Source organism: Amycolatopsis thermalba (assembly GCF_023376025.1).
Classification (GTDB): domain Bacteria; phylum Actinomycetota; class Actinomycetes; order Mycobacteriales; family Pseudonocardiaceae; genus Amycolatopsis_E; species Amycolatopsis_E thermalba.
The window spans coordinates 2,461,196-2,480,585 of sequence record NZ_CP091196.1 but is presented as its reverse complement, the minus strand read 5'-3'; the positions used below and the strand labels follow the sequence as shown (position 1 = coordinate 2,480,585).

Here is a 19,390-nt window from a genome sequence, read left to right as displayed (position 1 = left end):
ACGGCACACTCGGTGCGTGACCACGCTGGATGCCCTCGCCGCGGAGTTCGCCGGGCTGCGCGCGCACCTGACGGCCGTCGCCTACCGGCTGACCGGTTCGGTGAGCGACGCCGAGGACGCGGTGCAGGAGTCGTGGCTGCGGCTGGCCGCGCTGAGCGAGGGCAAGCGCACGCAGATCCAGGAGCCGCGAGCGTGGCTGACCACGGTGGTCGGGCGGATCTGCCTGGACCGGCTGCGGTCGGCGACGGCGCGGCGGGAGAGGTACGTCGGCCAGTGGCTGCCGGAGCCGATCATCACGCCGCTGGGCGCGCCGGCCGGGGACGATCCGCTGGAGGCCGCGGTCCGCGACGAGGGTGTCCGCATGGCGGCGATGGTCGTGCTCGACCGCCTCACGCCCGAGCAGCGGGTGGCGTTCGTGCTGCACGACGCGTTCGCCGTGCCGTTCGACGAGATCGCGGAGATCCTCGGGGTGACCACCGCGACGGCCCGTCAGCACGCCTCGCGCGGACGCCGTGCGCTGGACGACGCCCAGCCGCCGCCGCGCGCGGACCTGGCCGAGCAGCAGGAGGTGCTCGACCGGTTCATGCGGGCGCTGGCGAACGGCGACGTCCGGGCGGTGGCCGAGGTGCTGCACCCCGACGTCGTGCTCATCGGTGACAGCAACGGCAAGGCCAAGACCTCGGTGCAGGTCATGGTGGGCGCGGACAAGGTCATCCGCTTCTTCCTCGGCCTGCGGCGGTTCTACCGGCCGGAAGCGCTGACCGACGGGCGTCCGCTGCTGGTCAACGGCGATCTCGGGTTCTACCTGCCGCCCGCCCCGGGCGGCGACGGCTACCGGCCGCTGGACGCGCACCTGGAGATGTTCACCGTCCGGGAGGGGCGGATCACCGCGATCTACGACCAGGCCAACCCGGACAAGCTCACCCGGCTTGCGGCACCCGGCACGCGTCCCCGGACGTGAAGCCCTGGTCGGTGATGCCGAGGGCGCTGTTGACGCGGGCGCGCTGGTTCTCCAGGCTGACGAGGTAGGTCAGCTCCACCAGCCCGGCGCGGCCGAACTCCCGCTCCAGCTCGGCGACCTGCTCGTCGGTGACCGCGACCGGCGTTTCGGACATCGCGTCGGCGTAGGCCAGGGCGAGGCGTTCCTGGCGGGTGAACAGCTCCGAGGTGGCGTAGGCGTCGATGTTCTTCAGGCGGTCGATGTCCAGCCCGGCGTGCTTCTGCAGCATCGTGCCGAAGTCGACGCACCACGAGCAGCCCAGCCGCACGGCCGTCCGGTACTGGGCCAGCTCGGCGACGTTCACCGGCAGGTGCTTGACCGCCTTCTCGACGAGCATCTCGTGGATCCCGCTGGCGCGCATCAGGGCAGGCCGGTGTGCGACGACGGCGAACGGCTCGGGCACGGCGCCGAACCGCTTGCGCGCGTAGCGGTAGACGAGCTTGGTGAGCAGTCCGGCGTCCTGTTCGGTCACCGCGGGGATGCGTGGCATGGGGTCCTCCTTCGTGGTCCTACGAAGGGGACGAGACGGCTTCGCGAGATGTGACAGACCGGCGCCGCATCACGTGGTGGCGCCAGCCAGCGAACCGGTGTCGTCGGGCCGGATCCCGGAACCGGCCGCCACGCAGGCTTCCGGATCGCCGGTCACGGCCGGGTCCGTGGCGGCGATGATGGCGTCCAGGGTGCGGCGGGCGGCCAGCAGACCGGCCACGGCCTGGTCGATGCGTTCGCGCTCCCGGTCCAGGCCGGCCAGCGTGCCGGAACACGCCGCAGCCAGGATCCGGCCGTCGTCGATCATGCAGGGCAGCAGTTCGGCGATGGTGGCGGTGTTGAGGCCGGCGCCGAGCAGTATCCGGATGCCCCGGACCGTGGCGATGTCCTCCTCGGTGAACTCGCGGTAGCCACTCGGCCGCCGCGACGGCGTGAGCAAGCCCTGCTCCTCGTAATACCGCAGCAGCCGCTGGCTGACCCCGGTCCGTCGCGAAAACTCGCCCATGCGCATATGACGACCACCACGTTCAGTTGACTCTCTCATCGGTGTGAGATCGCAGTCTATTCGCATGACGAACGAACAATCAGCAAGCGCGCGGCAGGCGCCCGTCACCGTCGTCGGCCTCGGGCCCATGGGCCTCGCCCTCGCCGGGGCGCTCCGGGGCCGCGGCCACCGCACGACCGTCTGGAACCGCACCCCGGGAAAGGCCGATCGCCTGGTCGCCACGGGCGTCCGCCGCGCGGCGACCGTCGCCGAGGCGGTGTCCGCGAGCCCGGTCACGATCATGTGCCTCAAGGACTACGAGACCATGTACGAGGTCTTCGGCTCCGCCGGCGACGCCCTGCGGGGGCGGGTGCTGGTGAACCTCAACTCCGGTACTCCGAAGGAGGCGCACGCGGCGGCCGGGTGGGCGGCCGAGCGCGGCGTGTCGTACCTGGACGGCGCGATCATGGTGCCGCCGCCGATGGTCGGGCACCCCGGATCCGTCTTCCTCTACAGCGGTTCGCGGGAGGTGTTCGACGAGCACCGGCCGACGCTGGCGAGCATGGGCGACCCCCGGTACCTCGGCTCCGATCCCGGCCTGGCGGTGCTGTACAACACCGCGCTGCTGGAGATGATGTACGCCACCATCAACGGATACCTGCACGCCACCGCGATGGCCGGCTCGGCCGGGGTGCCGGCGGTGGAGTTCGCCGAACTGGCCATCGGCTGGTTCCTGCCCGCGGTGCTGGGCCCGATGCTCGCCGAGGAGGCACCGGTCCTGGACAAGGGCGAGTACCCGGGTGATCTCGGCACCTTGGAGATGAACCTCAACGCGCTGGACCACATCGCGCGCACCGCCCAGGAGCAGGGCGTGCAGACCGACCAGCCGCGCCTGATGAGGGAAATCGCGGCACGAGCGATCGCTGACGGCCACGGCGGCAAGAACTACCTGGCGGTGTTCGAGGTCTTCAAGCACCAGGCACGCTAGCCGCGCAGGGCGCGGACGTCCCACACCCACACGCCGTCCACGTAGACGGCCTGCCCGCCGAGCAGCTGGTCCACCGTCTCGTGCAGGGCGTTGCCGTTGGTCACCGGGGCGAGCACGACGGCGTCGGCCTTCCAGTACTTCAGGTCCTCGACCGCCTGGGCGCGCTGCGCTGGCGTCACGGTCGGCACCTCGCCGCTGTCGCGCACGTCGGCCAGCAGGTCGGCCGTCGGGCGGTTCACCGCGCCGTAGCGGCCGCGCTTGTCGTCCGGTCCGCTCGGCCCGACGAAGTACCCGTCGGCGAGCGGGAAGCCCAGGTCGGCCTCCACCTGCCAGTGCAGGGCTCGCGCGTCGCCGCCGTTGGGCAGCGGCACGACGACCACCGAACCGGACCCGACGTACTGCCGCCACGCGCCGTCGGCGAAGAAGGCCGGCGCCTCGGGGCGAACGTAGGTCTTGTAGGGCGTCGGCGCGATCGGCAGCAGCACCGCGGCCAGCGCTCCCAGCCACAGGAACCGGACGGGCAGGTTCCGGTCCCGGAAGGCCGGCGCGGCCTCGAAGACCCGGTCGGTCGCGATCGCGAGCAGTGCCGCGACCGCCGGGATGCACCCGATCGCCAGCCGCGACTCCAGCAGCGAGTCGAACAGCGGCAGCTCGTACAGCAGCTTCCACGGGCCGGGGATCCCGGTTTCCTCGTGGTTCACGACCATCTCGACGCCCAGCGACAGCCACGCCATCAGGAACATCGAGATCGCGATGGCGCGGGCCACGACGTTGCGCCACAGCCAGACGGTCAGCACCACCACCAGGATGATGAGCGGCCAGCCGAAGAACGCGTTCTCCTCGGTGCGGTTCATCGACACGTCCGCGGCCGCCTCGGGCTGGCCGGCGATCGACTCGGTCGCGAACCGGGTGAACGCCGCGGTGTCGTTGCCGACCGGGCCGTGCTCCAGGGTGAGGTAGCTCTGCGGGCCGAAGAACTGCCACCACAGCGGGTAGATCGCGATGGCGATGGCGACGACCGCCGCTACCGTCAGGCCTCCGGCCATCGGTTTGACCATCCGCAGCGCCTGGCGCGGCCGCGACACCGCGTAGCCGGCGGCGAACAGCACGAACGCCATCATCATGATCAGCAGTGGTTCCTCGCCCAGGAACACCTGGTAGGCGAGCATCAGGCCGAGGATGATGCCGTCGCGCACCGGGCGGTGCCCCTGCGCGAGCCGGATCAGCCGCATCACGATGAACGGGATCAGGAACAGCACCACGAAGTTGGGGTGCGCGTTGCCGTGCGAGATCATCGCCGGCGCGAAGCCGCAGAACGCGCCGCCGATCGCCGCGGCCGTGCGTGAGGTGACCAGGTGGCGGGAGAACACCCAGTACCAGGCGATCGACGTGCCGGCCAGACCGCCGGTGAGCGCGATCGCCCAGGTCACGGTGGGACCGAACAGCTCGGTGATCGGCGACAGCGGGATGCTCAGGCCGAACATGGCCGTGTTGGCCATCAGGTTCACGCCGACCGGGTAGTTCTGCAGGGTGGTGCCGAGCGGGTTCTCCCAGTGGAAGACCGAGTGGGCGGCGACGGCGAAGAACCACTCCCACATGTTCTGGTCCTGGCCGCTGTTGTACATGTAGCCGCCGCTGCCCAGGTTCACCCACAGCCCGGCGTAGAGGATGAACGCGGCCACGATGTAGATGGCGATGACCAGTGCGTCGGCGCGGCCGAACCGGCGCCGTTCCTCTCCGACCTCGGGCACGGTCTCGGGCGCCTGCAGCAAAGCGGTCACTCTTTCACCCTCAGGGCTCGACTACGCGGGCGAAAAAGTAGACCACACCGGTCCGGGCGTGCCGCACGAGGAGCAGGAAAGGCCGGTCGACGCGCACCTCGACCGGGTCGGCCGGGGTGACCATGGACAGGGTGCGGATCATGACCGCGGTGGCGGCGGCGCCCTCCAGGCCCTGCTCGTCGAGCTCGAGGACGGACTGGTGCTGGACGGCCGAGACGAACGCGCGCGGGTCCGGGGTGAGGCGGCCGAGCGGGGACGCGCCGGGCTCGAACAGGGTGCGCACGCCCAGCTGTTTGAGGGCGCCGGTGAGGTCGGCGGGGCGGTCGAGGTCGATCTTCGGCAGGCGCAGGTCGAGCTGGACGCGCCGGGGCGCGGCGAGCAGGGTGGCCAGTTTCGCGTCGTCGAGGTGCGGTTCCTGGTCGGCGAGGTCGCCGTCGGGCAGCAGGACCGTGGCGGTGACGCCGGCGGCCGGCAGCTCGACGACCTGCCAGCCGTCCTGGTGCGCGTAGCCGAGGTGTTCGGACTGGCGCATCATCTTGACGCGGCGCGGGCCGGCCGGGCTGTGGAACTGCTCGTCGCGGGTGTTGGCGTCGCGGAACGGGTGCTGCCAGGCGGCCTTGAGGTAGAGGGCGTTGACCAGGCTGGCGACGGTGTCCGGGCCGACCGAGTCCGGGGGCAGCAGTTCCGGGATGAGGTCGCGGGTGGTTTCGGCGACGTCGGCGTTGATGGCGCGGCGGGCGCGGTCCGGGTCGGCGACGAACGGGGCGGTCTTGGTGCTCGCGCCCGGCCAGCCCGCGAGGTCGGCGAGGAAGGTGTCGCGGACGGGCAGCTGGTCCCAGGCCCAGAGCGTGTTGGCGACGGCGAGGACCGGGTCCTCCTGCCGGGTGGTGTTGTCGAGCGTCGCGGCGGCGCGGAGGAGGTCGGCCTGCTTGGCGATGTCCGGGTCGCCGCCGGTGAGGAGCCGGAGCAGCTCCTCGGCGGCCGGGCCGTCCGCGGCCTGGCTCGCGAGGCCCAGTGCGCTGGCGATCGAGTACGGCGAGACCACCGAGTCGCCCCCGTCGCCACCGACGACCCGGTGCACCGCGAGGCTGAAGCGCAGATGCTCACGTTCCGGCGTGGTCACGCCCCCGACGCTACCGGACGGGAGGCCGAGGTTCGGTGGGGCGCGGGCATGGGGCGCACGTGGGTGACACCGCTTCGCTTCCGGCGGGAGGCCGGGACCGGGCGAGCCGGCGCGGCGTCGGCCACGGCCAGTGGCGATGAGCGGAGCTGGGTATCGCCAGCGCACGACGGCGACCGGCGACCGCCGGTGGCGGGCAATCCCACCGGCGCCCGGCCAGCCACCGGGAATCGGTCGACGCGCCTTCTCGCCGCAAGCATTCCATGCGGAGAACCCAACCGCCGCCAGCAGCGTCTCGCGCCCGGCTGGGAGCGGCCGGCACGTCACGGCGGGGGCTCAGTGGCGTCCGGTGTGCCAGCGGTGCCAGGCGTGCGCCTGGCCGTCGCACATTCCGTGCGGACAACCCAACGGCCGCCGACAGCGTCTCACGCCCGGCTGGGAGCAGCCGGCACGTCACGGCCGGGGCCTCAGTGGCGCCCGGTGTGCCAGCGGTGCCAGGCGTGCGCCTGGCCGTCGCAGCGTTCCCTGTGGACAACCCAACGGCCGCCGACAGCGTCTCACGCCCGGCCGGGAACGGCCGGCACGTCACGGCCGGGGCCTCAGTGGCGCCCGGTGTGCCAGCGGTGCCAGGCGTGCGCCTGGGCGTCCGTCAGGGAGGCGACCTGGTCGATCACCACGCGGAGCCGCGCGGGGTCGTCCGGGGCGGCGTGCCAGGCGGGGTGGAACGCGGCTTCCAGCGGGTCCGGCGCGCGCTCGGCCAGGATCGTCACCAGTTCGGCCAGCATTTCGCGCTGGCCGGCCTGCATGGCCAGCCTGCGCGGGTCGCTCATGACGTACCGCAGCGCCAGCGCCTTCAACAGCGCGACCTCCGCCGCCACGCGTTCGGGCATCACCAGGCACGCGTCGTAGCGGGTGAGAGGGCCGTCGCCGTGCTCCGCGCGCGTTCCGGTGACCGCGGCGGACGCGAACCGGCCGACCAGCTCGCTCGTCATCCGCTTCAGCGCGATCTGCCCCTGCGGCGTCGAGTCGAAACCGGGCCGCGCCAGCTCGGCCACGACGGGCAAATCGAGCAGGTCACGCGCGGCACCCTCCAGCGCTGACACCGACAGCCGTGAGAAGTGCTTGGCCGCCAGCTCGGCCACCGCCGCCCGCTCCCCCGGGTCGGCCAGCACCGACAACGACAACCGGCCCGCCAGCACGCCGTCCTCGACGTCGTGCACCGAGTACGCCACGTCGTCGGCCCAGTCCATGATCTGCGCCTCCAGGCAGGTGCGGCCCTCCGGCGCACCCTCCCGCATCCAGTCGAACACCTCCCGGTCGTCGTCGTACACCCCGAACTTCGCCGTGCCCGGCCGCCGCGGCCACGGGTACTTCGTCGCCGCGTCGAGGCACGCGCGCGTCAGGTTCAGCCCGGCCGAGCCGACCTTCGGCTCCAGCCGGGTGAGGATGCGCAGCGTCTGCGCGTTCGCCTCGAACCCGCCGCACACCTGCGCCACCTCGTCGAGCGCCCGCTCGCCGTTGTGCCCGAACGGCGGGTGCCCGATGTCGTGCGCCAGCCCCGCCGTGTCCACCAGGTCCGGATCGGCCCCCAGCTCCTCGGCGATGCCGCGCCCGATCTGCGCGACCTCCAGCGAGTGCGTCAACCGCGTGCGCGGCACCCCGCTGACCTCGGCGCCCTCCCCAGGCCCCACCACCTGGGTCTTGCCCGCCAGCCGGCGCAGCGCCGCGGAGTGCAGGACGCGCGCCCGGTCCCGCGCGAACGCACTCCGGCCGTCCGGCCGCGACCCGGTGAGCGCCGCCCGCTTCGGCGCTTCGCCGAGCCACCGCTGTCGATCGTGCTCGCTGTACACCCCGCAACTCTACGGGCACCCACCGACAATTCCGGGGCTCGTGGGCAGGGTTCTGACCAGGACACACGAGATGCGCACTCGTGCGGGCGCGACTGGAAGCCGGGGACGGTGGGTCCGGCGGGCGCGCCGCACCCACGTGCGCGGCGGGGGGTAGAGGGTGACCGGCCTCGCGGCCCGGACCGGCGCCGAAGACACAGCCGGTGAGGGCGGGCTGCGGCGCGGTGAACCGGGGACGGCCTTTCAACCGCCGCACCGCACCCACGAGCACAGCCGGGGGTAAAGGGGACCCGCCTCGCGGCCCCGAAGACACAGCCAGCGAGGGCAGCCTGCGGCCGGGTGAACCGGGGGACGGCCCTTCCAGCCGCCGCGCCGCACGCACGAGCGCAGCCCTGGGTAGAGGGTGACCGGCCTCGCGGCCGGACCAGCGCCGAAGACACAGCCCGTGAGGGCAGGCTGCGGCGGTGAACCGGGGACGGCCGTTCCAGCCGCCGCACCCCACCCACGAGCGCAGCCCTGGGTAGAGGGTGACCGGCCTCGCGGCCGGACCAGCGCCGAAGACACAGCCCGTGAGGGCAGGCTGCGGCGGTGAACCGGGGACGGCCGTTCCAGCCGCCGCACCCCACCCACGAGCGCAGCCGAGGTCGAAAGAACAGGGCGACCAGTCCCGCGGCCCCGACCGGCGCCGAAACCGCAGCCAGTGAGGGCTGGGTGCGGTGGGACGAACCGGGGGCGGCCAGTCCCGCGGACCAGCACCGAACAGTCCCGCGGCCCAGCGCCGAAGACACAGCCGGTGCCGGCGGAGTCCAGCGGGAGCCGGCCCCGAAGACCGAGCCCGCCGGGGTTACCTCCCCGAACCTCAGCCCAACCCCGTCCCGCCGATGTTGTCCGCCGGGGTCTTGGTCAGCCGGTAGAACAGCAGCGCCCCGGTCTCCCGGTAGATGTAGGCGAACTGCGTCTCCCGGGTCTGCACGATGGGCCCGCTGTGCGTCGGCGAGGTCCACGTCTGCAGGCCCGCGTCGTTGGCCATCGTGCGGGCCCGCAGGGAGTGCCACGGGTCGCTGACGAGCACCGCGGTCCGCCAGCCCCGCTCGCCGAACACGCCGGCCACCGCGCGCAGGCTGCCGAGCGTGTCGCTGCCCTCGCCGACCGCCAGCGTCGCCGAGCGTGGCACGCCCTGCTCGATCAGCCAGTTCGCCCCGGCCGTCGCCTCGGTGTAGGCGTCGCCGGCCTTGTTGCCGCCCGCGGTGACGATCTTCTCGGCCACCCCGTCCTCGTACAGCTGCATCGCGTGCTTCAGCCGCGCCTGGAAGATCGGCGACGGCTTCCCGTTGTACTGCGCCGCGCCGAGCACCACGATCGCGTCGGCGTGCGTGCGGTCGTCCTCGCGCGCGACCTGCCACACCCGGAACGCCGTCCCGCCGACCACCATCACCAGCACCAGCACCGTGCCCAGCACGGCCCGGCGCACCCAGCTCACCCGATCACCCATCCCGGCCATCCTCCCAGACGGGCCCTCACAGCCAGCCGCGCTCCTCCGCCAACCGGACCGCCTCGGCCCGCGTGCGGGCGCCGGTCTTGCCGATCGCGGCGGACAGGTGGTTGCGCACGGTCCCCTCGGACAGGTGCAGGCGCCGGGCCACATCGGACACCGTGCCGCCGTCGCCGGCCGCCCGCAGCACCTCGTGCTCCCGTGGCGTCAGCGGGCTCGCCCCGGTCGCCAGCGACTCGGCGGCCAGCGCCGGGTCGACCACGCGCAGTCCGGTGTGGACCCGGCGGACCGCGTCGACGAGCTGTTCCGGCGGCGAGTCCTTCACCACGAACCCGGCCGCCCCCGCGGCCATCGCCCGCGCGAGGTACCCGGGCCTGCCGAACGTCGTGCACACGATGATCCCGCACGACGGCAGCGCCGCGTGCAGCTCGGCAGCCGCGGTCAGGCCGTCCTTGCCCGGCATCTGGACGTCGAGCAGCGCCACGTCCGGCGCGGTCTCCGTCGCCGCGGCCAGCACCTCGTCGCCCGACCCGACCTGGCCGACCACCTCGATGTCCGGCTCCAGGCCGAGCACGGTCGCCAGCGCGCCCCGCACCATCGCCTGGTCGTCGGCCAGCAGCACCCGGATCACGCAACCTCCACCGGCGTCGCCACGGGCACCTCGGCCCGCAACTGGAACCCCTCCCCGGGCCGCGCCCGGACCTGCAGCGTGCCACCCAGCTCGGCCAGGCGCTCCGCCAGCCCGCGCAACCCGTTGCCCGCCCTGTCCGGCTCGCCGCCGCGGCCGTTGTCGGAGATCTCCATCCAGTTCCGCCCCAGCCGTACCTTGACCCGGGTCGCGGCGGAATGCCGCAGCACGTTGGTCACCGCCTCCCGCAGCACGTACCCGAAGACGCTCTGCAGCTCCGGCCGCACGTTGTCCACCGCGCTCGGCAGCTCCGCCTCGATCTCCGCGGCCCGCAGCGCCGCGCGCGCCCCCACCAGCTCGGCCGACAGCGACACCTCGCGGTACTCCGACACCGTCGCGCGGACGTCCGACAACGCGCTGCGCGCCAGCCCCTCGACCTCGCGGATCTCGCTGACCGCCCGGCCCGGGTCGGCCGCGGTCTCGATCAGCCGCCGCGCCAGGCCGGCCTTGACCGCGATGGTGGTGAGGCTGTGGCCGAGGATGTCGTGCAGGTCCCGCGCCAGCCGTTCCCGTTCCGCGCTCACGGCCAGCACGGCGATCTCCTCGTTGGCCCGCCGGAGCCGCCGCACGGTCTGGGACAGCCGGCCCATGAAGAACGCCGTCGTGGTGAGGCCCACGACGGCGCCGATGTCCGACGGCGTGCCCGGCACGTTGTCGTGGACGAGCAGCAGCACCCCGCACCCGGCGAGCGCCGCGCCGTCGAACACCAGCACCCATCCGGGCGGCATGCTCATCGCGATCGCGAGCGTGGCGTAGAGGAGCATGTAGATGCTGGTGCCCTGGAGCAGCACCGCCCACCCGAGCGCGAGCATCAGCACCGCGAACGGCAACCGGACCCGCAACCGGCGGTTCGACAGCAGGAAGTACGGGAAGCTCACGTAGGTGGCGCCGTAGGCCACCAGCAGCACGATGAGCAGCGGGTCCAGGCGCTGGCCGACCGGCACGGCGCTGGCCAGGTAGAAGATCGTCCCGGCCAGCGGCCAGCGGCGCACGAACTTCGGGCTGGGCCGTCCGGCGGCGTGCTCGTTCCACCACTGCGCCCTGTCGTCGGCCACCGTGCTTCTCCCCATCACACCCGCGCGGAGTCCTTACGGTAGCGCCGGACCACGGCGATCCCGACGGCCACGGTCCACGCCGCCAGCCACAGCACGTCCTGGCCGAGGCTGGTGGTCAGGTCGGTGGTCACCGTGCCGCGGCCGACCTGCGCCATCCAGTAGCTGGGCAGCGCGTGCGAGATCTGCAGCAGCCAGTGCGGCATCGCCTCGATCGGGATGAAGATGCCGCCCAGCAGGGCCATCGGCAGCATGACCAGCTGCGTGATCGGCTGGACCGAGTCGGCCGTGCCGACCTGCCCGATGAGCAGCCCGATCAGCGCGAACGGGATCGCGGCGAGCCACACCCCCAGGGTGACCCGCAGCCAGCTGCCCACGTCCAGGGACACGCCCTGCGTGAGCGCCCCGACCAGCGGCACGAGGACCACCGGCGCGAGCGCGAGCGTCAGGCCCGTCGCGGCCTTCGCGGTGAGGTAGCCGGCGCCGGTGAGCGGGGTCAGCCGCAGCTGCCGCTGCCAGCCGGCCTTGCGCTCGACGGCCACCCGGGTGCCGATGAACAGCGCCGCCGACATGGCGCCGAACGATGTCATGCCGACCATCAGCGGCGCGACGGCGTCCTGGTCGCCGTGGGCGAAGATGCCGACGTAGAGCAGGAACATCAGCGCCGGGAACGCCACCGTGAAGACCAGGAACCGCGTCGAGCGCAGCACGCGGCGGATCTCCAGGGTCAGGAACTTCAGGCTCATCGCTGGTCCTCCTCGTCGTCGGCGGTCAGGGTGAGGAAGGCGCCTTCCAGCCCGATCGCGGTGATCTCGATGTCGTGCGCGTCCGGGAAGCGGGCCAGCAGGGCCCGCAGGGTGGCATCCGAGTCCGATGTGGACACCGCGATCCGGCCGCCGCGCACCTCGTGTTCGGTGACGCCGGGCAGGTCCGCGACCGCCGCCGCGGTGGCGCCCGGTACGGCGGCGCGCAGGGTGCGGCCGCTGGCCAGGGCGCGCACCTCCGCGACGGAGCCGTCCGCGACGATCCGCCCGGCGCGCATCAGCACCACGCGGTCGGCGTACTCCTCGGCCTCCTCCAGGTAGTGCGTCGCGAACAGCACGGTGCGGCCGGTGTTGGTGTAGGCGTGCATGGACTTCCAGAACTCGCGCCGGCTCGGGACGTCCATCGCGGCGGTCGGCTCGTCGAGGACGAGCAGGTCCGGGTCGCTGACGAGGGCCACGGCGAACCGCACGCGCTGCTTCTGGCCGCCGGAGAGCTTGGTGCCGCGCCGGTTCGCCAGGTCCTCGATGCCCGCACGGCGCAGGGCCTCGGCAACGGGCATCGGCTTGCGGTGCAGCGAAGCGATCATGCCGACCATTTCGCCGACGGTCGCGTCGTCCAGCAGCGCGGCGCCCTGGAGCATGGCGCCGATCGCGCCGCGGGACACGGCCTCGGCCGGGGTCGCGCCGAAGATCGACACCTCACCGGAATCGGGGGTGGTCAGGCCGAGCAGCATGTCGACGGTCGTCGACTTCCCGGCGCCGTTCGGGCCGAGCAGCGCGACCACCTCGCCCGGTGCGATGGTGAGGTCGACACCGTCCACGGCACGCACCTCGCCGTAGTGTTTGCGCAGGCCCGACAGCCGCACCGCGGCCCGGGTCAGGGTCTGTGTTCCGTCCATGTGCTCAGCGTGCCGCCGCGACGGCCGCGGTTCGCAGGCCGAGCGTCACGACCTGACCGTGACAAGTGTCAGGGCTCGTTTCCCAGATATGGGATATGCTCCCCGATGTGAGAACGATGGAGGATCGCCTGGCCGCGCGCCTGGCGGAGCTGCGGGCGCAACGGGGCTGGTCGCTCGACGACCTCGCGGACCGCTCGGGAATCAGCCGGTCGACGCTGTCCCGGGTGGAACGCGGCGAGATCAGCCCGACCGCGTCCCTGCTGGGCAAGCTGTGCACCGTGTACGAGCGGCCGATGTCGCGCCTGCTGACCGAGGTGGAGGCCGAGGGCGCGCAGGTCGTGCGGGCTTCGGCGCAGAGCGTGTGGACCGACGAGGACAGCGGGTTCGTGCGCCGTTCGGTGTCGCCGCCGCACCCGGCGCTGCGGGCCGAGGTCGTCGAGGGCACGCTGCGACCGGGGGCGGACATCCGGTACGACGCGCCGTCCGTGCCCGGGCTGGAGCAGCACGTGTGGGTGCTCGAGGGGACCCTGGAGCTGACCGTCGAGGGCGAGACGCACGCGCTGGGCCCCGGTGACTGCCTGCGGTTCCGGCTGTGGGGGCCGACGCGGTTCCGGTGTTCAGGTCCCGAGGCGGCCCGTTACCTGCTGGTCCTGGTGATGCCGTGATCACGCGACTGTCCGCGGCGGAGTTCGCCGACGCGGTGCCCGCGCTGGCGGAGGTGCTCGCCGACTGCACCAACGGCGGCGCGTCCGTCGGGTTCCTGGCACCGCTCGAGGCGTCGGCGGCCGAGGCGTGGTGGAAGGAGCTGGCCGGTGAGGTGGCCGAGGGGCGCGTCCTGGTCTGGGCGGCGTGGGACGGCTCCCGCCTGGTGGGCACGGTGCAGGTCCGGCCGGCCCGGTTGCCGAACGCGCCGCACCGCGCGGAGCTGGCGAAACTGCTGGTCCACCGCGACGCACGGGGCCGCGGGCTGGGCCGGGCACTGCTGACGGAGGCCGAACGCGGCGCTCGTGGGGCCGGGATCACGCTGCTGGTGCTGGACACGGAGACCGGCAGCCCCGCGTCGCGGCTGTATGAGTCGGCGGGCTGGACGGAGGCCGGCACGGTGCCGGACTACGCCGCCGACCCGGCAGGGACGCTGAAGCCGACGACGTTCTACTTCAGGAGGCTCTGAGCCCAGCGACCGCACCTGGGGAGCCCTCGGGTGCGGCCGGCGACGCCGCCGGGTGAGCACGGTGGCGGGCCGGGCGGTGTGGTGACCGGCCGCAGTGGCGGCTGACGGGCCCTGGCCGCGGTAGCGGCTCGCGCGTCGCGGCCGCGGTAGCGGCTCGCGCGTCGCGGCCGCGGTAGCGGCTCGCGCGTCGCGGCCGCGGTAGCGGCTCGCGCGTCGCGGCCGCGGTAGCGGCCTCGCCCGCCCGGCCACGGTGGGCGACTCGCGCACCCCGCGCCGCAGTGGGCGGCTCGCGCACCCCGGCCGCGGTAGCGGCTCGCGCACCCCGGCCGCGTCGCGGCCTCGCCCGCCCGGCCACGGTGGGCGGCTCGCGCACCCCGCGCCGCAGTGGGCGGCTCGCCCGCCGCGGCCCGCGCGCATCGCGGCCACGGGTGGTGGCTCGCCCGGCCCGCCGCGGTAGCGGCTCGCGCACTCCCGGGGCGGTCGCGGCTCGCGCGGCCCGGGTGCGGTCGTGACCAGGGCGCCGGCGGATGCGCGCGACGGCGCGCCGGCGCCGATTCCACCCGCATACCGAAAAGCCCTGGTCACACAGTGCGTGACCAGGGCTTTCGAACGGTCTTCGTCAGCAGCCGGGGAGCCGGGCGGCGAGGTAGGCCTCCACCTTGTCGATCGCCACGCGCTCCTGCTGCATGCTGTCGCGCTCCCGCACCGTCACGGCCTGGTCCTCGAGCGTGTCGAAGTCCACGGTGACGCAGAACGGGGTGCCGACCTCCTCCTGGCGGCGGTAGCGCTTGCCGATCGAGCCGGCGTCGTCGAAGTCGACGTTCCAGTTGCGGCGCAGCTGGGCGGCCAGGTCCTTCGCCTTCGGCGTCAGGTCGGCGTTGCGGGACAGGGGCAGCACCGCGACCTTGAACGGCGCCAGGCGCGGGTCGAGCTTGAGCACGACGCGCTTGTCGACGCCGCCCTTGGCGTTGGGCACCTCGTCCTCGTGGTAGGCGTCCAGCAGGAACGCCATCATCGGGCGGCCCACACCGGCGGCCGGCTCGATGACGAACGGCCGGTAGCGCTCCTTGGTGGCCTGGTCGAAGTAGGCCAGGTCGACGCCGGAGTGGTTGGAGTGCGTGGTGAGGTCGAAGTCGGTGCGGTTCGCGATGCCCTCGAGCTCACCCCACTCCTGGCCGGCGGAGAAACCGAAGCGGTACTCGATGTCGACGGTGCGCTTCGAGTAGTGCGACAGCTTCTCCTTCGGGTGCTCGTAGTGCCGCAGGTTGCCGCGGTTGATGCCGAGGTCGGTGTACCACTCGGTGCGCAGGTCGATCCAGTACTGGTGCCAGCGCTCGTCCTCGCCCGGCTCGACGAAGAACTCCATCTCCATCTGCTCGAACTCGCGGGTGCGGAAGATGAAGTTGCCGGGCGTGATCTCGTTGCGGAACGACTTGCCGATCTGGCCGATGCCGAACGGCGGCTTCTTCCGCGACGTGGTCAGCACGTTGAGGAAGTTCACGAAGATGCCCTGCGCGGTCTCCGGGCGGAGGTAGTGCAGGCCCTCCTCGGACTCGACCGGGCCCAGGTGCGTCTTGAGCATCATGTTGAACTCGCGCGGCGGCGTGTACTGGCCGCGGGTGCCGCAGTTCGGGCAGGGGACGTCGGACAGGTCGTCCTCGGAGGTCTCCTTGCCGGTGCGGGCGCTGTAGTCCTCGGCCAGCTGGTCGGAGCGGAAGCGGCGGTGGCACGCGGTGCACTCGACGAGCGGGTCGTGGAAGGCGTTGACGTGACCGGAGGCCACCCACACCTGGCGGGGCAGGATCACGGAGGAGTCGAGGCCGACGACGTCGTCGCGGCTCTGGACCATCGTGCGCCACCACTGGCGCTTGATGTTCTCCTTGAGCTCGACGCCGAGCGGTCCGTAGTCCCACGCCGACCGGGTTCCGCCGTAGATCTCCCCGCTCGGGAAGACGAAGCCACGACGCTTGCACAGGCTGACGACGGTCTCAATGTTGGCGGGCACTCCACGCTCTCCATCAGATGCGGGGACGGTTATCGGTTCCGTTCAGCGTATCCGGCCCTCGTCGCGGCCCGGCGCGGGGCTTGACATGGCGAGGGGGAGGCGATAACGGCAACCACTACCGGGAGAACACTAGGATGGGGTGATACCGACTGACACGAGGCTGGAGATGGCTATGCCGATGGCTCGTCCGGACGCCGCGTTGCCCGGATTGCCCGACGACGCCGACCAGGTCCACGCCGCCGACGAGCTGAAGCCACGCACGCCGCCCCAGCCCGCCGCGACGCTGTCCGAGGCCGGTGAGCTGCTGCGGGCCCTGTCGGCGCCGGTGCGCATCGCGATCGTGCTCCAGCTGCGGGACGCCGACCGGTGCGTGCACGAGCTGGTCGACGCGCTCGACGTGGCGCAGCCGTTGATCAGCCAGCATCTGCGCGTGCTCAAGGCGGCCGGTGTGGTGCGAGGTGAGCGCCGGGGCCGTGAGGTGGTCTACCGGCTCGTGGACGATCATCTGGCGCACATCGTGATGGACGCGGTGGCCCACGTCCAGGAGGGTTCATGACGAGTAGCGAGGTTCGCCGGGCGCCGGTGCCCGGCCGCCGGTCGACGAAGCAGCGCGCGGCCGTGGTCGACCTGCTGTCGGAGGTCGACGACTTCCGGTCGGCGCAGGAACTGCACGACGAGCTGCGCAAACGTGGCGACGGCATCGGCCTGACCACGGTGTACCGGACGCTGCAGTCCCTGTCCGAGGCCGGCGAGGTGGACGTGCTGCGAACCGAGTCCGGCGAGGCGATCTACCGCCGCTGCTCGACGCACCACCATCATCACCTGGTCTGCCGGCACTGCGGTTTCACGGTGGAGGTGGAGGGTCCGGCGGTGGAGCGCTGGGCGGAGAAGGTCGCGTCCGGCAACGGCTTCTCGGACATCCGGCACACGGTGGAGATCGTCGGCACGTGCGCGGAGTGCACGAAGCGGTTGGGGAGCTAGGTTCGGTCGCCGGCCCGGGTAGCCGGATGCCTGGGTGGTGGCCGGGCGACGCTGTCCGGGTTCGCGGGCGCAGCCCCAGGGGCGCGCGGGGGCTGGAACCGTGGCTGGGCGCGGTTCCTCGTCAGCCGCGGCGGGGCCGGAACCACTCCCCGCGCGGGGCGCGGGCATCCCTCAGCGGGAGCTAGTACTCATAGGCGTCCTGGGGTGCGGGGATCGGCTGGAGTGCGGTGACCGTGACGTCCGGGGTGTAGCCGTTCGCGGCGGTTGCCGTGCCGGGGACGAGTTGGCCTGTCACCTCCAGCCAGCTGTCGTCGGGGAAGCGGGCCGCTTGTGGGCCGGTCAGGCGGACCGTCATCGGGGAGGCGTCGGCCGCGCAGCACCGGATCACCATCCGGGCCAGCAGGACGCCCTCCTTCGCGTGCACGACGAAACCACTCAGCCGGACCGTGCGGCCGTTGAGCGAGCCGCGGGAGTCCCAGCCGGCGCGGGTGACGAACTCGGTGAGGGTCAGGGGCACCACGTCCCCGGCCGGCAGCGGTGGGAAGGCGGCGGCGTCCTGGGCGACCGCTGAGCGGGGCGCGCCCGCCGAGGTGCGGATGACCGAGTCGGAGCCGAGCGCGGGCGGGGCGACGAGGAACACCGCCAGCACCGGGACGACCAGCAGCCACGCCGACCGCGCCGGGTGGTGGTGGTCGTGCCCGGCGGTGTCCGTCCCGGCCTGATGGGTGGCCGACCGCGCCGGGTCGTCGTGGTCCTGTCCCCCGGTGACCGTCCTGGTCTGGCGGGCGGTCAGCACGTCCCGGACGATCGCGACCGCGCCGAGCAGCAGGATCACCGCGCCCCCGGCGACCACCCACGGCTGCTGCGCGGGTTTGACGTAGCGCAGGTAGTCGCCGTTGATGCCGATCTTGAGCAGCGCCCCGCCGAGCAGCACCAGCAGGATGTTCTGCGTTTCGCGACGCACCAGGTCCCTCCCCTACCGTGCCGGCACGATCGTCAGCCAGTCGGCCGCGGAGACCACGAACGCGACGGCACCGGCCATCGCGAGCAGCGCAGCGACCGCCCCGAACGCGATCCCGGCCCGGGCCAGCCCACCCGCGGCGTCGCGGCTGAGGACGCCGAACAGGACGGCCAGCACCGCCATCACCAGGATCAGGACCCACAGCGCGCCGAGCACCAGCGTGAGCACGACGGCCAGCGGTGACGGCAGCGCGTCCCCGGCGCGCGGCCGGACGAACGCCCAGGTCACCCACACCGACATGGCCATCACGACCCCGACGGCGCCGAGCGCGGCCGATGCCACCGCGAGCCCGGCCCGTGGCTGTTGCTGGATCATCTCGCACCTCCCAGGACGAGGACCCCGACGATCACCGCGCAAGCGGTCGCCACGACGAACGTCACCGGGGCGAACCGTACCGCGAACGAGCGCCCGAAGGTGCCCGCCTGCAGCGCGAACAGCTTCACGTCGATCGCCGGGCCGACCACCAGGAACACCAGCCGCGGCAGCAGCGGGAGCGCGGTGAGGGAGGCGGCCACGAACGCGTCGGCCTCGCTGCACAGGGCGAGCACGACCGCGAGGACGGCCATCACCAGCACGCCCAGCACGATCTGGTTGCTCAGGACCTCGAACCAGGCGGCGGGCACGAGGACGTTCATGGCGGCGGCGATGAGCGCGCCGAGCACCAGGAACCCGGCCGACTCGACCAGGTCGGCGCGCGCGGTTTCGGCGAAGGTGCGCCACTTCCCGCCGCCCTCGGGCAGCCGTTCCAGGGCGCGCTGGACGATCCAGTCGAGCTTGCCCCACCGCGCCCAGAGCAGGCCCATGACGACGGCGGTCGCGAAGGAGCCGAGGAACCGGGCGAGCACCATCGCCGGCTCGCCGGGGAAGGCGACCGCGGTGGCGACGAGCACCACCGGGTTCACCGCCGGGGCGGCGAGCAGGAAGGTGAGCGCGGCGGCCGGGGCGACCCCCTGGCCGATGAGGCGGCGCGCCACCGGCACCGACGCGCACTCGCAACCGGGCAGGGCGACGCCGGCCAGGCCCGCGACGCCCACCGCGCCCGCCTGGTTCCGCGGGATGACCCGGCGCAGGACACGTGCCGGGACGAACGCCGCGATCGCCCCGCTGATCAGGACGCCGAGCACGAGGAAGGGCAGGGCCTGGACGCACACCGCGACGAACACCGTGGACCCGGTCCGCAGGGCGGGCACGTCGAGCACGTCGCGCAGCCAGCCCTGCCCGAGGACGGCGACGATCAGGAGGGCGCAGAGCACCTCGATGGAGGTGACCCGCCCCCGGCGCCGCTTGCCCTCGGGCTCGGTTCGGTCCAGTACTTCGCTCACGGGGCCGATACTGCCAGGGACGGGCGACAGGAACGGCGGGCCGGGTCGACGAGTGGACCATCTCGTGTAGTGAGGCGCACGAGATGACCATTTCGTGGAGAAGTTTGGTGCGCGAGTGGACCGTTCGTGCTGGGGCGGGAGGGTGGCCACTGGACCCGCGGCAGGCCGGGACGAGAGGCGGTTGATGCTGACCGGCGCGCGGCGGGTAGCCGCTTGGCTGGGCGAGGTCGCGTGGGTGGCAGGTGCGGCCCGGCGCGGTCGCGTGAGTGGCAGAGGTAGCTCCGGC

Annotated in this window: 20 protein-coding genes; 6 read left to right on the top strand and 14 right to left on the bottom strand. The window is 72.9% G+C overall.

All coding sequences use genetic code 11. The annotated features are described in order from the left end of the window. The first annotated feature begins 16 nt into the window (after positions 1–16). Entirely contained in the window at positions 17–961 is a 945-nt protein-coding gene (locus L1857_RS12195) for a sigma-70 family RNA polymerase sigma factor (RefSeq protein ID WP_116113057.1), read from the top strand. Here L1857_RS12195 and L1857_RS12190 read toward each other — a convergent pair. Continuing rightward, positions 921–1,490 carry a carboxymuconolactone decarboxylase family protein gene (locus L1857_RS12190; RefSeq protein WP_116113060.1) on the bottom strand — a complete coding sequence of 190 codons (570 nt, stop codon included), beginning with the start codon at positions 1,488–1,490 and terminating at the stop codon, positions 921–923. The genes L1857_RS12195 and L1857_RS12190 overlap by 41 nt on opposite strands. A gap of 69 nt (positions 1,491–1,559) precedes the next feature. Continuing rightward, on the bottom strand, positions 1,560–1,994 hold the full coding sequence (locus tag L1857_RS12185) for a MerR family transcriptional regulator (protein WP_338024694.1): 435 nt from the start codon (positions 1,992–1,994) through the stop codon (positions 1,560–1,562). Between the two features lie 64 nt (positions 1,995–2,058). Between L1857_RS12185 and L1857_RS12180 the strand changes: the two genes are divergently transcribed. Further along, positions 2,059–2,961, top strand: a complete 903-nt coding sequence (locus L1857_RS12180) for an NAD(P)-dependent oxidoreductase (RefSeq protein ID WP_094004775.1) — start codon at positions 2,059–2,061, stop codon at positions 2,959–2,961. On the opposite strand, the gene L1857_RS12175 is transcribed toward L1857_RS12180, so the two are convergent. From L1857_RS12175 to L1857_RS12140, 8 genes are all read right to left on the bottom strand, one after another. Beyond that, positions 2,958–4,742 (bottom strand): glycosyl transferase, encoded by a 1,785-nt coding sequence (locus tag L1857_RS12175; protein WP_116113062.1) that lies wholly within the window; start codon positions 4,740–4,742, stop codon positions 2,958–2,960. The genes L1857_RS12180 and L1857_RS12175 overlap by 4 nt on opposite strands. 10 nt (positions 4,743–4,752) lie before the next feature. Further along, positions 4,753–5,865 (bottom strand): serpin family protein, encoded by a 1,113-nt coding sequence (locus L1857_RS12170; protein WP_116113065.1) that lies wholly within the window; start codon positions 5,863–5,865, stop codon positions 4,753–4,755. Between the two features lie 596 nt (positions 5,866–6,461). Next, positions 6,462–7,712 carry a deoxyguanosinetriphosphate triphosphohydrolase gene (locus L1857_RS12165; RefSeq protein ID WP_116113068.1) on the bottom strand — a complete coding sequence of 417 codons (1,251 nt, stop codon included), beginning with the start codon at positions 7,710–7,712 and terminating at the stop codon, positions 6,462–6,464. Positions 7,713–8,568: 856 nt separating this feature from the next. Continuing rightward, the gene (locus L1857_RS12160; protein WP_094008885.1) at positions 8,569–9,201 is read right to left on the bottom strand and encodes a YdcF family protein; all 633 of its coding nucleotides are present in this window, start codon (positions 9,199–9,201) and stop codon (positions 8,569–8,571) included. A gap of 25 nt (positions 9,202–9,226) precedes the next feature. Further along, a complete protein-coding gene (locus L1857_RS12155; RefSeq protein ID WP_116113070.1) occupies positions 9,227–9,832 on the bottom strand; it encodes a response regulator transcription factor in 606 nt (201 codons plus the stop codon). Beyond that, a complete protein-coding gene (locus L1857_RS12150; protein ID WP_249465137.1) occupies positions 9,829–10,944 on the bottom strand; it encodes a sensor histidine kinase in 1,116 nt (371 codons plus the stop codon). Before L1857_RS12150 ends, L1857_RS12155 begins: the two co-directional genes overlap by 4 nt. A gap of 14 nt (positions 10,945–10,958) precedes the next feature. After that, on the bottom strand, positions 10,959–11,687 hold the full coding sequence (locus L1857_RS12145; RefSeq protein ID WP_116113075.1) for an ABC transporter permease: 729 nt from the start codon (positions 11,685–11,687) through the stop codon (positions 10,959–10,961). Beyond that, the gene (locus L1857_RS12140; protein WP_249465132.1) at positions 11,684–12,604 is read right to left on the bottom strand and encodes an ABC transporter ATP-binding protein; all 921 of its coding nucleotides are present in this window, start codon (positions 12,602–12,604) and stop codon (positions 11,684–11,686) included. The genes L1857_RS12145 and L1857_RS12140 overlap by 4 nt, the downstream gene beginning before the upstream one ends. A gap of 116 nt (positions 12,605–12,720) precedes the next feature. Between L1857_RS12140 and L1857_RS12135 the strand changes: the two genes are divergently transcribed. Next, positions 12,721–13,269 (top strand): helix-turn-helix domain-containing protein, encoded by a 549-nt coding sequence (locus L1857_RS12135; protein WP_249467410.1) that lies wholly within the window; start codon positions 12,721–12,723, stop codon positions 13,267–13,269. Beyond that, complete coding sequence (locus tag L1857_RS12130; RefSeq protein WP_116113083.1) at positions 13,266–13,775, top strand: GNAT family N-acetyltransferase; 510 nt, start codon at positions 13,266–13,268, stop codon at positions 13,773–13,775. The genes L1857_RS12135 and L1857_RS12130 overlap by 4 nt, the downstream gene beginning before the upstream one ends. 619 nt (positions 13,776–14,394) lie before the next feature. Here L1857_RS12130 and L1857_RS12125 read toward each other — a convergent pair. After that, positions 14,395–15,780, bottom strand: coding sequence for a glycine--tRNA ligase (locus tag L1857_RS12125; protein ID WP_116113085.1), 1,386 nt, complete (start codon positions 15,778–15,780; stop codon positions 14,395–14,397). A gap of 172 nt (positions 15,781–15,952) precedes the next feature. On the opposite strand from L1857_RS12125, the gene L1857_RS12120 reads away from it, so the two are divergent. Both L1857_RS12120 and L1857_RS12115 read left to right on the top strand, forming a co-directional pair. Next, a complete protein-coding gene (locus L1857_RS12120; RefSeq protein ID WP_094008877.1) occupies positions 15,953–16,336 on the top strand; it encodes an ArsR/SmtB family transcription factor in 384 nt (127 codons plus the stop codon). After that, complete coding sequence (locus tag L1857_RS12115) at positions 16,333–16,761, top strand: Fur family transcriptional regulator (protein ID WP_094008876.1); 429 nt, start codon at positions 16,333–16,335, stop codon at positions 16,759–16,761. Before L1857_RS12120 ends, L1857_RS12115 begins: the two co-directional genes overlap by 4 nt. A 181-nt stretch (positions 16,762–16,942) precedes the next feature. Here L1857_RS12115 and L1857_RS12110 read toward each other — a convergent pair whose 3' ends face one another. The 3 genes from L1857_RS12110 to L1857_RS12100 are packed head-to-tail and all read right to left on the bottom strand — an operon-like array spanning position 16,943 to position 19,104. After that, positions 16,943–17,725 carry a TIGR03943 family putative permease subunit gene (locus L1857_RS12110; RefSeq protein WP_094008875.1) on the bottom strand — a complete coding sequence of 261 codons (783 nt, stop codon included), beginning with the start codon at positions 17,723–17,725 and terminating at the stop codon, positions 16,943–16,945. 12 nt (positions 17,726–17,737) lie between these two features. Continuing rightward, positions 17,738–18,097 (bottom strand): hypothetical protein, encoded by a 360-nt coding sequence (locus L1857_RS12105; protein WP_094008874.1) that lies wholly within the window; start codon positions 18,095–18,097, stop codon positions 17,738–17,740. Beyond that, entirely contained in the window at positions 18,094–19,104 is a 1,011-nt protein-coding gene (locus L1857_RS12100) for a permease (protein WP_094008873.1), read from the bottom strand. Before L1857_RS12100 ends, L1857_RS12105 begins: the two co-directional genes overlap by 4 nt. Positions 19,105–19,390: the final 286 nt, after the last annotated feature.